Raw genomic sequence first — 14692 nt, forward strand, 5'->3', positions numbered from 1 at the left:
CCCGTTAGCGGCGGAAGGCGAGATTGCGCGTAAAAACGGGAGTCTTCAAATTCTCCCAGGTCACGTTCTGCAAACGCTCGGGGTCCGTATTCAGAAGCTGGAAAAACTCTGCCTGGTACAGGACTTCCGCCCCCCAGGGCAAATTCAGGCCGCCGCCTTTTTCCGGCGTATAAACGTACAGGGAAGGCTCCGTAATCACTTTGCCGCGGTTGTAGGGATTGTAAATCGTTCCGTACTTGGGAGCCAGCTTGTACCCGTAAGCGTTGGAATCCATGCGCTCCACCACAAGCTGGGTCATGCGCACGGCGAAGACGGGCCCCACAAGCGCCTTGAAATCCTCCCAGCGGTCCTTGTTGTTCGCCAGGCAAACGCCTGTCACTACCGCCGTATTCCTGCCGGGAATGCTGCCGCCTTCCTCCAGCCAAGGCTGGGGCGTTCCGTCCTTGCGGGCGCCTTTGGTCAGGTCTGCCCTGTAATTGTAGACAAGGATGGTCGTAGCGGGCTTGGACGTAAACTCCATCCAGTAAAATGCCTTGTCAAAAGCGGAAATGTACCTGGTGGAGGAAGACTTTCTGGCATTGGGCGCGGCGCGCTCCGAATTGCGGAGCTCACCAAGTTCCGCCGTCAGGGCGTGAACAATGCGGTCCGCCTCGCGGATGGTCAGGGCGGCCTGCACCGTCCTTCTGGCAGGAATGAACATGGCCATGAACACCACGATCAGCACGGCAACCACGCCGATCGCCAGCACCACTTCCGTCAGGGTGAACCCCTTGGCACGAGACTGTTTCATAGAATGGGTCAACATAAAATGGGAAATCCGTTAGAATACTAATTAATTGGGAATCACCTGCTCCGTCGTTCTCAGCCGGCTGATATTCCCCTTGGGATAAATGACGATGCCGCCTGCCAGGCCCGGCTTGCCGTCCACCATCGGGGTCGGCTTCTCCTCCTTGCCGTTACCGGCGGAACCGGAAACCACCACCAGGCGGGTGGGGGCATTCGGCTGGGACATGCGGCCTTCTTCATCAAACTCAATGAAATAAATATCGGTCATCCTGTTGCCGGGAAGATTGACGGTATCCTGCCCGTCGCGGCTGGCAAAACTGCGGGCCACGGACTTGCCGCCCTTGGTCCTCTTGGAGCCTTCCAGAAGGGTGCTGTACGTGGGGCTGATGTAAAACCCGGCGGGGAGCGTCTGCAAGCGGTTGACCAGATGCCACTTTCCGGTGCGCGTATTCTTGGACATCACGCCCAGGGTGCGCATATTGCGGGCCTCGTCATCAGGAGTGCTCACAATAATCAGGCGGCTCCATGTTCCCTTGCCCATGGCGTCCAGCCGGGCTTCCTGCACCATGCCGTCAACCATCTCCACGGCGGACTGAAGGCCCTGCCCCCTGCCCCCGCCTCTCAACATGCTGGCGGCCAATGCCATCATGGCTACCATAATGGTAATGACGACAATCAGTTCCACCAGGGTAAACCCCTTGCTCCCCGACGAAGAACAGCGTGACGCCGCTCCGGAATGCTTGGAAAAATTTCTCATACAGGTTATGTAGGATTGAACAACGATTTTTGGCATGCTACCCGTTTCACACGGGCACGGCAATCATTTTTTGAGAAACGGGAAGGCCAGATATGCTCCCGTCCAAATAAAAATCCGGCGGGGTTTCATCGCCCGGTCATCCCCGTGACTATGCACTATCCGGAAGAACGGAACTTTCGGCTGATTCTATCCACACATTCCAAGAAGCATAGGGAGAAAAAATCCCTTGAAACGCCTCTGAAGGAACCATTTTCCAGGGTTCCCGTTCCACTTTCCCCGCAACCGGATGGCAGACGACGGGCGTCATGATGCCGACAGCAGTTGGAATTATTCAGCCTCTCTCCGGGCCAGAAAAGCGTCCTTACCTCTCCATTTGATCGAGAATGAAATTCCCGGTGATGCACAAGGGAACAACCCCGGAAGCACATGGAATGGAATTAACATCTTCACCATTTCTCCGGAAAAGGGCTTTTGAACCGGAACAAAGACCCCACGCCACTTATCCATGAACGCCATTCCTCCGTGCCGGACAATGGTCCCGGCATCCATTTTAACGGCACTCCGTACCGCAGGTATTCCATGCACCAGGACGTTTCAATTTGATTGAGGCTTAAAAAGGACCTTGCACCCAGACGGCACTCTCATTATTCCGTTCCACCATGCCTGACACATCACACTCATCCCTATTGGAAAAAACCATCGAACGGTTCCTGTTTCATTCCCAATATGAAAAAAACCTCAGTGAAAAGACCCTGAAAGCCTACGCGACCGACCTGGAACAATTCGCGGACTTCATGAAGAATCAACGGTACATCTGCTCGCTGCCCGCCATTTTCGCAGAAGACCTGAAGCAATACGTCAAATCTCTGTCGCGGTTCCAGCCTAAAACCATGAAAAGGAAAATGGCTACGCTCAAGGCCATGCTGAACTTCATTGAAATGGAAGATGACGACTTCATCAACCCCATGCGGAAGCTCAGAATCAGCATCAAGGTTCCATTTCTGCTCCCTCCCGTGATGGATTCCATGGAAGTGACCTCCATCCTGACCACCCTGTACCGGGAGAAAAACGCCTGTTCCGGAACGACAGGATACCGTTATCAGGAAATAGTCCGCAACATCGCCGTAGTGGAACTCCTGTTTGGAACAGGCATCCGGGTATCCGAACTATGCTCCCTGCATCTTGCAGCCGTAAACCTCCATAACGGTTTCATCAAAGTTTATGGCAAGGGGGGCAAGGAACGCGTCATCCAAATATGCCAGGACGCCATTCTGGACGCCCTTCACGAATACCAGCGCCTCTGCCTCCCCTCTTCCCGGCAAAACACATTCTTCTTCATCAACCGGCAGGGAAACAACCTCTCTTCCCAATCCGTGAGAATCATGATCAAAAAACTGGCCTTGAGATCCGGCATCCTCAAACCCGTCACCCCACACACATTTCGCCACACCTTCGCCACCCTCCTCCTGGAAGAAGGCGTAGACATCAAATACATCCAAACCATCCTGGGCCACAGCTCCCTGGCCACCACCCAAATCTACACCCACGTCAGCGCCGCCAAACAAAAAGTCATTCTCAAGGACTTCCATCCAAGGAAAAGTATAATGGTCCCTTTTTCTAAACACTGATAACTATTTATTATGGAGTCTAGAAATTCTATCCTAAAAAAAACTAAAGAAATTGCATTAAAACATTCTGTTGATCTTGCCATACCCAATTGCGAAGGGAGTGGGTTAGGGAATGTCATTGTTTATACAAGGCTAGTCGAAGAGTTTTCTCTAAAAATGGGGAGACCTATTTCAATTTTCACTGGCCCGCTAACACCGTCCACAGGAACAGCTATAGACGAAGATCCATTTGCAATTTGGCGCCATAATCCGTTCATTAAAGAAATAAAAAATGGAAAACAAATAGATAAAGAATCATTATACATCGTAAATGACGAGAGATCTACATTAATTCAATTAAATCATATCATTGAAAATATATGTTGGTCTTATGGCTTAAAAGCTAGAGAATTAAGAAGTTCTCTGTTTCTATCAACTGATGAAATGAAATGGGCATTAGAAGAATTAAAAAAATTACCCAGGCCCTTAGTTTGCCTTCATCCTGGAGGAAACAGCAAGAGCAGTCAATACTCACCATGGTACAAGGATAATTGGTTAAAAATAATTTCAAGAATAAAAAAAATAGCAGGAGTATTTCAAGTTGGAAATTACAAATTTGGAGATACAGATCTTGGGTTGTTAAATCCGGGAAAAAAAATAAGAGAAATGATGGCGTTAATCTGGGCTTCCGATTTTTTTATAGGGTTCGATAGTGCTCCCATGCATATTGCAACGGGTTTCAGAAAACCAGTTGTAACACTCTTTGATATGAGACAAAAATTTGAAAAAGAAAAAGAATACTCTATTTTACATGTTCCATCTGTATTGTTAAGATGGTCCTATCCATTTAATAAGAACATAGCCATTATGGAAAATGATTTAAAAAATTCTTCATTAGAAGTTGTAATCAACGAAACAGAAAGATATCTGAATAATCTATACAATTAAATACATCTTTTGATTAATTTTTTCCATATGGATTTCAATAGTATTTTGAGCCGGTTCGTTAAGATCAGAAATAGAGATTTCTAAATCACAAAAATATTCTGGTAGGCATCTTTTTAAAACAACTATATTTCTCAAGAGAGTATCACAAATGCTGAATTTATTGGATAAAACTTTTACCGATAAAATATTTTTATAATCAGTAGACAAATCATGAATATTTAATAAATCTAATTTAGATTTAATATCTTTCAAGAATTTTTCACATTCATCTTGATAGCTTTGTTTTATCCCACAACATAAAAAAATCAATCTTCTACATAAAGAAATTGATTTATCATAATATTCATTGTGAATATAAGTTATTAATAAATTATTACCAATCGTAATTTCTTCTCTAATTCTATTCAACCAAGAACATTCAATGTATGATTTTTTAAATTTTTCCAATGCATATTCAAAGTTGTTATTATTTTTTATATATAGCAAACCTTCAACATAAAACAAATGTATATTCATTGCAGAAAAATTTCCCTTTTGAATAGTTTCTCTCAAAATATTCGTCAGTTTATTCGCTTGAGATATATTCCCATTCAAAATTTCAAAGCATATCTGTATGTAAATATTATGACACAATTGTCTATTACTTACATGACATTTTGAAATTTTATGTACAATATTTTTTGTTATTCTAAAACTATTAATACTATAAAGCATATAAATATCTCCAAGAATGACAGATTCCAAATTCGGATCTTCACTAGTATCAATTATTTGCTGTAACCGCAATGCTAAAACTGCAGCCTCATATCCTACTTTGCTATATCCCAGCAGGGCCGAACATTTTACAAGTCGATTCAATAATTGAGCATATTCAATATTTGTTTCACAATACTTCAATGATAATTTCGTGTATTTCAGATAATTTTCTAAATCAATACTCTTCAATGAGGCATGTGCAATATTATGATAATATTGTCTAGAGAAAGATCTCTTCATAGTAACGTCGATATCAATATTTTCTAATACTCGTATACCTCTTTCATTGTAAGATATCAGTTCTTTATTTGATAAAAAATATTCTCCTACATGAACTATTTTTTCGAGATTAGTTAGATATAAATTTATATATTTTTTGTCAACGCTTCTTTCATTAAATAAATCAAATATTTCTTTATGACATCTTAATTTTTTACTAAAGCTACCTGCAGAATATTGTAAAGCGGAGTTATATGAATCGATAGCGCCTTGTTTCCTCCTAATGTATGCTTGCAAACGCCCTTTTGAGAAAGAACTTTCAAAACTATTTGTCTTACATTTATTTATTGCATTAAATACACATGATAATTTTTTATCTTCATTCTGCAATTCCAGCCATTTAGTAGTAGCAGGAACAATATATTCATGTGAGAACGAAAAAACTTCTTCATTAATTCGATTCACCAGACCCGCACTTTGTAATTTTAATAATGATAATTCAGTATCTTCCAAAGTCGAATCAGAAATTTCAGAAAGTAATTCTAATTTTATATTTACGTTGATCAATGCCATCAGGCCCAATATATATCCTCCTAACTTATAATTGTCTTCTAATAATTTTTTATCCCAATAACGGATTCTTTCAATTAATATTGACTCTATGCTTTCAGATAATGTTACAACAAAATCCCTCAATTCAGATAATTGAGTTAATGCGTATACATGATTAGATGACGTGGGAATTAATATTTTATTTTCAATCAATCCTTGAAACAACATTGTTATATACAATGGATTTCCAGAAGTCTTTGTAAATATTAAATCTGCGACAATTTTATTATCTGATGAAATGATGACAGGATTTATTGCATTAAATAATTCTTCATTTGTTAATGCAGTTAATTTTTCATGCTGAATTCTATGAGAAAAATTATGATATAACCATTCCTGCATATTTCTCCATTGTTGTGTAATATCCTCTTCTGAATTTCTATACTCAAGAATAATTTTAATCTTACCTGAGGCCCAATCAGTATTTTCTAGTACATAAAAAAATGCTTGTAAAACTCGAGAACATACATTAGACAATCTATGGCAGTTATCTAAAAATAATAATATATGTTTATTGGAATAGACAAGTATTCTGATTATTATTGTTAGTAATAGTTCCGGATCTGATTCATCCCATTTATTGCAGGTTAAAAAATTTCTTAAAATGATACATTCATTTTTATTGCTTCTGTTTTGAAAATATTCAAAAAATGTCTCTATGAAATTTCCTGTGAATTCATTAAAATCATCCGTTTGAAATATATATTGTAGCTTCTCCGGAAGCAATGCTAACATTAATTCTCGAATAAACGTCGGCTCACTATTTATACTAAGTGTTGTATGAGCAACATGAAATCCCTCTTTTTTTGCTATATTGCATATTCTTTCACATAAATAACTCTTACCAATTCCTCCTTCTCCGCTGATCATATAAATCGATGAATTCGAACTATTTAAAATATTCTTAAACATATTCTCAGCTTTGTTCCCTCTAAAATCTTTTATATATAAAGTATGATAGGGTATCATCAAATCAGGAAAGTTTTCAATACTATGGATATCTTCGCCTAGATTACTTTCAATTCGCAGAAACGCTTTGGTTAATATTTTTCCTTCATTGTCATTAGATAAATTTATTATTTCTGAAATTAAAATACAATTATTAACGCCGATTACGGGTCTTAATGGGATATCAATTTTTTCACCTTTGTTTGAATATATTTCTAATTTCAACTCAAGATAATCATATTTTTTATTTGAGATTTTAATAGTACTCTCGAAATGGTAAATTTTATTTGAATCTATGACATATCTTTTTTTATTTTCACTTCTCTCATCAGAAATGGTAGCTCTATAGAATGTGCTTTTTTCTATTAATCTCCACTCTATAATCTCTGATTTATCAGCATATTTTTCTATGTATGATTCATCAATACACTGCTCGGATTCTGGCGTATTTTTTATTTTGTCAGGACTCCATGTAGAACATGAAAAATCATTAATTTCTTCCTTAAGCCAATGAGCAAAATCTATAGCTTGTTTTGTTAAGGAACCTTTTGTGGCAATAACTAGTGTTTTCGGCTTATATCTTAAAGTTATAAGATACGCCTTTCCCAATACCTCTAACCCTAAATTCCTTTTGTGCAACTTGCATTCAAAAAAATGCTCATATTCATTTCTTCTGCTACTTGTTATGAGATTTCCTAGAATTTTCTTTTTCTCAATCTTCTCCCTAATTACTATGTCGATAGGTCTGTATTTTTTATAAAATATATCATATCCACCATGAATATTTTCTTTAGCCCATTCTTCAGCTATTTTTTTACAATCTAATTCTAATTCCACCTCAGGAGAATTATTAGTAATTTTACGTTTCATTTTATTTTTTATTTGGGAAATATGATAATAAATAGTTATCAGTTATTCGAGATGGTAATGCTAAAAAGCAATACCACAAATTTTACTCTTGTTAAAATATTACTTTCCCCGATTTTTGCAAAGATATTTTTATATTCCAAAGATTCCTATCGCATTTAATTAAACATCTAACAAATATTTTTTATATATCGTATTTATAATAAATTATTTTTCATCTACCTCAACTCCATCCAGACGCCGCGGTGGTCGCTGGCCTGGCGGGAGGGGGGAGAGTCAAGGATGCCCATGGGGGGCTTGCGGCCAAGGCGCTTTTTCAGGGTATTGTTGATGAAGAGATGGTCAAAGGAGTGGTAGGTGTCTCCGTCTTCGTAGTAGATGGTCCAGGTTTCCCCGCGGGAATCCCTGGGTTTCAGGCGGTTTAAACGGTATTCCGTTTTCGCCGGGCCCTGGATAACCTGCACGGCGCTGTCCGCCGGGCCGTCATTGAAGTCACCGTACAGGAGCAGGGGCATTCCATCCTGGGAGGCGATGGCTTTGTTCAGGTAGTCCCGCAGGGCGTAGGCTTCCCTCCGCCGCGTGTCTTCCGCGGACCCGTCACGGCTGAGGCGCGATTTCAAATGAATGCCCATCAGGCGAAAGAGACGGCCATCCGGCGTTTTCACCGTGGCGTCCAGGATGCCGCGTAGCATCGTTTTCTTCCGTTTGGATTCTCCCGATACAGGCATGTCCGTGACGGAGCGGTTGCCCACGACGGGATATTTGGAGAGGAGGGCCAGCCCACGGTCTTCCCCGTTCCGCATGACCAGCACCTTGTGCGGCAGTTGAACGCCTTTCCTTTTCAGCCGCATCTGCAAGTCACGCACGGCGGCCTCTCCTCCCATTTCACACAGTCCCACCATGTCCGCCCCGGATTCCCGGATCAGTTCCGCCAGGGCTTCGCGAGCTTCTATCGGCTTATATTTCACCTGGAAGTTGCTCCTCCGCGGGTCCTCCGGGACAAAGTAGTTGCCCGCGTTCATGGCCAGCATCCGGACAGGGTCCCCCTTGTCCGGGATTTCCACTTTTTCCGGAACAGATGACTGCCGCGCCTCCCCCGGCTGGGCAGGGACGGCCTCCGGCATGTCCAGAAGCGGCTTCCATTCCGTCAGCCCGTACCCCAGCACCGCACACAGCACAATCAGGGCGGCGATGACGGAGGATCCCCTGCGTTTTGACGTTTTCCTGATCATGCCCGTTGCCTTGAAAGATTTTCTCCATGAAGGACGTAGTGAGTACACAGGTCCGGCCTCGTAAAATTTTCAGCTTATTACTCGGCTTTCACTTCACTTTCATCCGTAATTCATGATAAACCATGAATGTGCCTCCATTGCAACCCCAGAACGAGTCCCAGCCTGACGAACAGGCGCTTTCCCAATATGCGGAACATACCAGGAAAAGCCTGATTGCGCGCCTGGAGAATTGGGAGGACCAGCGCACGTGGGATGAATTTTACCGCACCTACTGGCGGCTGATTTATTCCGTGGCCCTGAAGGCCGGATTGAGGGAGGACGAAGCCTGGGACGTGGTGCAGGAGACCATCCTTTCCATCGCCAAGCAGAGCAAGAAGAATATTTACAAGCCGGAACAGGGCTCCTTCAAGCTCTGGCTCTGGAATATGACCCGCTGGCGCATCAATGACCAGTTCCGCAAACGGAAGAAGGATACGGCCATGCTGATGAGCCCGGACGCCACGGAGACCCAGGAGCACCCCATTGACAAGATTCCGGACGAAGGGAAGAATAATTTTGACCAGGTATGGGAACGGGAGTGGCAGAATAACCTGTTGCAGGCGGCTCTGGAGCGCGTCAAGGCGAAGGTGTCCCCCAAGCAGTTCCAGATTTTTGACTATTACGTGCTGCGGGAGTGGGATGCTGCCAAAGTCCGCAGACAGCTTGGCGTCACCATAGCCCAGGTGTATCTGGCGAAGCACCGCGTAGGGAGCGCGCTGAAGAAAGAGCTGCAATTCCTTCACTCCCAGGAAGAAGAGAAGGAGAAATAGCCGTGGGCGCCTCCGCCGGGATTGGAGCATTCCCCGCTTTTCCCCTGTCGGCCGCCTTTTCAGGAATGATTCCTTTATTTTGCCTCTTGCCAAGGCAGGCGTTTTGTCGTTAGATAACGGCAACTGCAATGCCGCCCTCACGCAACAGACATTCCGCCCAGAAGGTTTTTACCTGGGACAAGATCAAGATGGCCCTGGCGGCGGCGGAAGAGGGCTTTTATATCTGGAATATCAAGACGGGCGTCATTCATTACACGGACCGTTGCCTGACGATGATGGGAGCCAGCCGCAAGGAGAAGGCTCCCAATATTTTTACCCAGCCGGAGCTGACCATCCATGAGGAGGACCAGGCGTTCTTTTCCCAGGAGGTGCGCCGCTATCTGGACGGCCATTCCCACATGCCCATGCGCATTGAGATCCGGATGAAGAAGCTCAATTCCAAGAGCTGGAGCTGGGTCCGCATCAACGGCCTGGCACGCAGGGACAAGCAGCGCCGCCCCGTCATGCTGGTGGGCGTATGGGTGAACATCACCCGGCGGAAAACGGCGGAGCTGCGCGCAGCGGAGGACAGGGACCTGTTCCACACCCTGATTGAGCATATTCCGGACAGCATTTATTTCAAGAACCGGGAATCGCGCTTCGTCCTGGCAAACACGGCCACGGCCAATAAATTGGGCGTCCCCACTCCGGCGGACCTGACGGGACGGACGGACGATTACTTTTTCGATCAGACGATGTCCGATATTTCTCGCAAGGAGGAGCTGGACATCATGGCGACCGGACGGCCTATCCGCGCGCGCCTGCATCATGAGACATGGCTCCACAAGGATGATTCCTGGAGCCAGATCAGCAAGTTCCCGTGGTACGGCCGCAACGGAGACCTCAAGGGCATCGTGGGCATTTCCAGCGACGTCACCAAGCTGGTGAAGACGGAGATCAAGGCCACGGAAACGGCCCGCATTCTGGAGGAACGCAACAAGTCCCTGGAAAAGGAAATAGACTTGGCGCGGGAAATCCAGTTCGCCCTGCTCCCGTATGAAATTCCTTCCCGCTCCCATACGGAGCACGGCCTGACGCGCCATGTGGATTTCCACCACATTTTCACTCCTTCAGAGGGGGTGGCGGGCGACTGGTTTGATGCCTTTCCCGTGGGCAATTCCGGCGTAGGCGCCATCGTCTGCGACGTGATGGGCCACGGCATCCGCGCCGCCCTCATTGCTTCCATGCTCCGCGGCCTGATGGAGCAGTTGTCCCATCTGGCGGACAATCCGGCGGCGTTCCTTACGTCCCTGAACCACCAACTGGCCAAGATTCTGCAACGGGCGAACACCACCATGTTCGCCTCCGCCGTTTATGTTTACCTGGATCTGGAAACAGGCGTCATGACCGCGTCCACGGCAGGGCATCCGCATCCCATCATCCTGGGGCCGGACGGCGTTGCCCGCAAGATGCCTCTGCCCAGAGGCATCGCCATGGGCCTGCTGGATGACGCTACTTACCAGAACGCCCAGTTCCCGCTCCTGGCAGATTCCCGCGTTCTGATGTACACGGACGGCCTGACGGAAGCCGCCAACCCGGAAGGGGAAGAGTTGGGCGTGGACAGGCTGATTGATTATTTCAACAGTTCCTCTCCCAGGAGCACCAAGGATTTCGTGCACCAGGCCCTTACCTGCGTGGCCAAATTCACCGGCTGCACCAATCAGGCGGACGATATCTGCATGCTGGGCATCAGCTATTCCGAGCACGAGAAAAAACCCGGGCACTGACGCGCACACGCAGCAAGGAGCCCGCGGGCATTCTTCCATCCCCGCCAATGGCAGGGAGAGGTCATGTTGTCCCGGGACTTTCTTCCGGAGAAAACCTGAAGTTGCGCCAGAACGGAATGCCCAGCATCCAGACGGAGAACAGGGTTTCTAGCCCTCCCGCCATGATGATCGTCGTGGAGACGCCCCAGGCATCCACTACCGCGCCCCAGCCCATGGCAGCCAGGGGCTGCACTCCGATGGTGACGATGCTGAACAGCCCCAGAATGGCGGATTTGCGTTCCGGGGGAGCCAGAAGCTGCACGGCGGAGGAGGAGGTCACGAAGAGGGAGGACGTCGCCAGACCGGCAAAGAAGAAGCATACGGCCTGTATTTCCACCACGGGGATGATGCCCGCCACGCACAGCGCGCTTCCCATCCACAGCGTGCCTGAGGAGAGTTTGGCCCCCACCCTGTCACTTTTGCGCGCAAACGGCAGGACGAAGAGGATGCTGACCATGGCCCCGGCCCCCACCGCTCCCAGAATGAGGCCGGTATTCCGCGGGTTGCCGTGCATCAGCGCCGGAACAATCTGGTAAAGGGACTGCCCGCAGATGTTCTGAATCAGCGCGCTGATCATGATGAAGAGCAGGCTGCGCGAAGAGAATACCGCCTTAAGGCCGGAGGCTTTCCTTCCGGCTCCACGCTGCTTTCTGGGAGTGCAGGCATCCGTAATGCGCCCTTTCAGGGAAACCAGGCAGCCGATCAACGGCAAGCTTGCCAGCACGTTGCCGCCAAAAGCGGTTCCGGCCCCCCATTCCGCAATGATGTACCCGGCCAGCGCAGGGCCTATGGCGCGGCACGTATTGAATACCAGGGAGTACATGCCCACGGCCTCCTGCAATTGCCTGCGGGGAATCAGGTCTCCCACAAAAGCCTGCTGCGTGGGGAAGCCCACCGTCTGGTTGACGCCCATCACCAGCCCGGCGGCATACAGGTGCCATAGCTGGAGCATGCCAAGGATAGTGAGCAGAAACAGGCCGACAGCCACCAGCCATTGGACGCACTGCACGGCGATCAACAGTTTTCTGCGGTCAAAGCGGTCTCCCAGCCCGGCCAGCAGCATGCCGCCCAGGAAGAAAGGGAGCGCATTGAGCGCCGCCAGCAACCCCACCGCCGTAGCGGAGCCGCCGGAAATTTCATAGACAAGAATGCCCATGGCCGTGACCTGCAGCCACATCCCGATCAGGGCGGCTGCCTGTCCGGACCAGAAGATTTGCAGGTTCCTTACCTGAAGGGGCTTGAAGAAGCCCAGCCAGTCATTCAGCCATTTCATCAGCCCACTTATCCTAGCCCCCGCCGCCGGAACCGTCCAGACGCGAGTGCGGCAACGGAAGCCTCCCCCTGCAGTCCCATTTTATTCCTCAGCCGTGTAACAAGCCGGGTAGTCCTTGGAGGGCAGCCACACGGGGAGGTTTTTCATCCTGTCCATGGCGCGTTCGGAGACAGGCATGCGCCATATTTTAAAGAAAGGCCCCATGTTCTTGCCCGTAACTTTGGAGAAAGCGTTCATGACCCATTCCCATTTCTTTTCATCGCTCAGCTTGCCGTTGTCGTACGGCTTGTCATGGAACTGGAGGGCCACCTGCCGAAAGGCGTCAAAACCCAGATAGTACATGAGTTCCACCCAGAAGAAGAGCTGGACTTTGTTGGGCGCTTCATTGTAGGTCTGGGCGCCGGAGAAGTATTTTTTCATCTCCGCGCTCATTCCGTACGGCCCCATGCCGCCGCCCCAGCAGGATTCAAAGTTTTTCCCGGTTCCCATGACTTCACAGACCATGGAGAAGATGTTGACGGAGACCTCCGTCTGCCCCTCCATCGTAAACGGGGGGGACTGGTGGTTATGCCCCAGTTCATGCCACAGCCCCCAGCTTCCGGACTGGATAATGGAGCCGCTGGCTATGGAGTCCGTCCAGTCCTTCGTACCCATGGCGGGGTAGCCGGAGTGCCCGGCTCCGGCGGAAATCTGCCTGTCCACCACAAAGCGCATGGGATGGTGCAGGCGGTCCGGCTTGGTGTCCCATCCCATGATCCAGTCTTGAAGCCCCATGTTTTTTTGCAGGAATTCAACCGTTTTCTGAACATCCGGGCACCGTTTCAATTGTTCCACGGGCATCGTGACGATGAGGCGGGGCATGCAGATTTCACCCCACGGCGCCCTGGCGTTCTCCAATTGCGCGGCCCATTGTTCCGGAGTGGTTTTCCCCATGATGAACAGGGGCGACGGAACGGCTCCGGATATCTGCACCTTGAAGACCTTCCCGCGCTTTGAGCGCTGGCCCACATTCACATACACCAGGCCCCCCATCGGATTCACCATTTTCACGCGGCCCCGGTCCGCCGGAACCTGCATGGTTATTTCCGGAACCCGCTTCCACTCTTCCAGCTTATGCAGGCTGTCCGTATGGCATCCTATGCGGACGCTGATTGAGCTGTCCTTGGGCGCGCCGGACAGGGAGCAGGAGATTTCCGCTCCGGGGGGCGCATACAGCCCCGTGCTGTGCCAGCCGCCTATGTTGGAGTCTATCTCCACCGTGCGCCGGACGAGCTGGGCGCCATCCTCCGGAACACCGGGAAAATCCTTTGCCGCCGGGCACGCCTTCAGTCCGGAGAGCTTGGCATCCTTCCACTCACGGCATTTTTCCAGAAGCTCACGCATGCGCCGGGCGTCATTTCCGCTTTTCCACGGCGCGGCGCCCGTGGGGAATTCCTCCATCCCCTCCATTTTTTCAGCCTTGTCCCACGACCATGCTTCCAGGGGCTTGTCCGCATCCATGGGGATTTCATCCTTGCTGGGGGTGGCGTAAACGGAAAGCTCCGGCATCACGTTTTTCACGGGCTGGGGGAAGCGGCCTTCCGGTTCCGGCTCCTCTTCCTCCGCCGGAACGGGTTCCTCCTGCCTGCGGGCTTCTTCCTCACGCTCACGCCGTTCCAGCTCCTCCCTCCTCTGTTTTTCCCTTTCGTCCTGTGCCGCCTGCTCCCGGAGCTTCCGGGCCGCTTCCGCGGCCTCCCGGGCTTTTTTCTCCTGTGCTGCATCCCTGGCCTTCTGCGCTGCCAGCCGCTCCTTTTCCTTCTTTTCCCGGATTTCCCGCTCCCTCTTTATCCTCTGTTTTTCAGCAGCTTCCCGGACCGTCTTTTCCTTCACTTTGCGTTCCGCCGCCAGTTCCCGGGCAGCTTCCCTTTTCTGCACGTTATCCCGGTACAGATAATACCCGGCTCCGGCCCCGCAAACCAGCAGCAACACTAAAAACCACCCCACGGCGGAACCCCTGAGTACATTACGGGAGAAAAAAGGATTGTTCATGTGATCAGAATTTGGAATGAATCGTCATCATTTCCTCATTCCAAA

The 14692-nt window shown here is 48.5% G+C and carries 10 protein-coding genes; 4 read left to right on the forward strand and 6 right to left on the reverse strand.

Annotated features, from left to right (window positions below):
* Positions 1-4: 4 nt before the first annotated feature.
* Both CXU21_RS04500 and CXU21_RS04505 read right to left on the reverse strand, forming a co-directional pair.
* Positions 5-790 carry a type IV pilus modification PilV family protein gene (locus tag CXU21_RS04500; protein ID WP_102714423.1) on the reverse strand — a complete coding sequence of 262 codons (786 nt, stop codon included), beginning with the start codon at positions 788-790 and terminating at the stop codon, positions 5-7.
* A 42-nt stretch (positions 791-832) separates the two neighbouring features.
* Positions 833-1543 carry a prepilin-type N-terminal cleavage/methylation domain-containing protein gene (locus CXU21_RS04505; protein ID WP_180972643.1) on the reverse strand — a complete coding sequence of 237 codons (711 nt, stop codon included), beginning with the start codon at positions 1541-1543 and terminating at the stop codon, positions 833-835.
* 659 nt (positions 1544-2202) lie between these two features.
* Here CXU21_RS04505 and CXU21_RS04510 point away from each other — a divergent pair.
* Positions 2203-3171, forward strand: coding sequence for a tyrosine-type recombinase/integrase (locus CXU21_RS04510; RefSeq protein ID WP_102725199.1), 969 nt, complete (start codon positions 2203-2205; stop codon positions 3169-3171).
* A gap of 12 nt (positions 3172-3183) precedes the next feature.
* A complete protein-coding gene (locus CXU21_RS04515) occupies positions 3184-4098 on the forward strand; it encodes a glycosyltransferase family 9 protein (protein WP_102725200.1) in 915 nt (304 codons plus the stop codon).
* Here the strand turns inward: CXU21_RS04515 and CXU21_RS12125 are convergent.
* A complete protein-coding gene (locus CXU21_RS12125) occupies positions 4087-7503 on the reverse strand; it encodes a hypothetical protein (RefSeq protein ID WP_146016956.1) in 3417 nt (1138 codons plus the stop codon). The genes CXU21_RS04515 and CXU21_RS12125 overlap by 12 nt on opposite strands.
* A 215-nt stretch (positions 7504-7718) precedes the next feature.
* Positions 7719-8732, reverse strand: coding sequence for an endonuclease/exonuclease/phosphatase family protein (locus CXU21_RS04520; protein WP_102725201.1), 1014 nt, complete (start codon positions 8730-8732; stop codon positions 7719-7721).
* Between the two features lie 122 nt (positions 8733-8854).
* Here CXU21_RS04520 and CXU21_RS04525 point away from each other — a divergent pair, with 122 nt between their 5' ends.
* Positions 8855-9541 (forward strand): RNA polymerase sigma factor, encoded by a 687-nt coding sequence (locus tag CXU21_RS04525; RefSeq protein WP_102725202.1) that lies wholly within the window; start codon positions 8855-8857, stop codon positions 9539-9541.
* A gap of 128 nt (positions 9542-9669) precedes the next feature.
* A complete protein-coding gene (locus CXU21_RS04530) occupies positions 9670-11307 on the forward strand; it encodes a SpoIIE family protein phosphatase (protein WP_102725203.1) in 1638 nt (545 codons plus the stop codon).
* 61 nt (positions 11308-11368) lie between these two features.
* On the opposite strand, the gene CXU21_RS04535 is transcribed toward CXU21_RS04530, so the two are convergent.
* The gene (locus tag CXU21_RS04535) at positions 11369-12619 is read right to left on the reverse strand and encodes an MFS transporter (RefSeq protein WP_102725204.1); all 1251 of its coding nucleotides are present in this window, start codon (positions 12617-12619) and stop codon (positions 11369-11371) included.
* Positions 12620-12700: 81 nt separating this feature from the next.
* Positions 12701-14647 (reverse strand): M60 family metallopeptidase, encoded by a 1947-nt coding sequence (locus CXU21_RS04540; RefSeq protein WP_102725205.1) that lies wholly within the window; start codon positions 14645-14647, stop codon positions 12701-12703.
* Positions 14648-14692: the final 45 nt, after the last annotated feature.

Origin of the sequence: Akkermansia muciniphila (genome assembly GCF_002884975.1) — a bacterium.
Lineage (GTDB): Bacteria > Verrucomicrobiota > Verrucomicrobiia > Verrucomicrobiales > Akkermansiaceae > Akkermansia > Akkermansia muciniphila_C.